The following is a 961-nucleotide window of genomic DNA, read 5'->3' as shown; positions in this document are numbered from 1 at the left end:
GCATGCCGTCCAGCGCCGCCGCGTCCGGCCGCGCGTCCGGATCGCGCACCAGCAGCGCGTCGAGCACCGGCGCCAGCGGCCCGGAACGCGCCGGCGGCGGCACCGGCTCGTCCAGCACGGCGGCCAGCGTCGCCAGTGTGGTGCCGCGCCGCAGCGGGCTGTGCCCCTCGACGGCGACGTAGAGCGTCATGCCCAACGACCACAGGTCGGCGGCGGGCGCGTCGGCGGCCCCCCTGATCCGCTCGGGCGCGATGTACTCGGGAGAGCCGACCAGCTCCCCGGTGGCGGTGAGCGGCGTCGAACCCTGCAACGCGGCGATGCCGAAGTCCGTCAGCACCGCCGAACGGTCCGTCCGCAGCAGCACGTTCGCCGGCTTGACGTCCCGGTGGTGGATCCCGACCGTGTGCGCGGCACGCAGCGCGGCCAGCACCTCCCGGCCGATCCGCGCGGCCTCCGCCGGCGGCAGCGGGCCCCGCGACAGCCGATCCTGCAGGTTCTCCCCCCGGACCAGCTCCATCACCAGCCACGGATGCGGCCCGGCGTCCACCACGTGATGGATCGTCACCACACAGGGATGGCTGATCCGGGCGAGCGCCCGCGCCTCCCGCAGCACCCGCTCCCGCAGACGACGGGACTCAGCCGAGTCCTCGGGCGCCATCACCGGGTCGGGGGGCCGCACCTCCTTGAGCGCGACGTCCCGCCTCAGCATCAGGTCGTGGGCCCGCCACACCGTCCCCATGCCGCCGCCGCCCAGACGCTCGACGAGTTCGAAGCGTCCGTCGATCCGATCTCCCGCACTACCCCCGGCCATGGCCCCACAGCCTAAGGGGTCCCGCGAGGCCGCCCGTACCTCCCCGTCCCGAACCGGCTTGCCGAATCACGACGCGTGAGGTGAGGATTCCGGCGATGAGTCCGATACCGCCGACACCGTCCGCCGACCAGAGATCCGTCCCGCTCCCTC

Annotated in this window: 1 protein-coding gene; it reads right to left on the bottom strand. The window is 74.3% G+C overall.

Annotation, left to right across the window (positions count from 1 at the left end):
• A partial coding sequence (locus GL263_RS27245) for a serine/threonine-protein kinase (RefSeq protein WP_182858393.1) occupies positions 1-811 on the bottom strand: 811 nt, incomplete at its 3' end.
• Positions 812-961 lie beyond the last annotated feature (150 nt).

The organism is Streptomyces durbertensis, assembly GCF_014156695.1.
GTDB lineage: Bacteria > Actinomycetota > Actinomycetes > Streptomycetales > Streptomycetaceae > Streptomyces > Streptomyces durbertensis.
The sequence above is the reverse complement of the archived record's forward strand: the minus strand, read 5'-3'. Positions and strand labels throughout refer to the sequence as shown.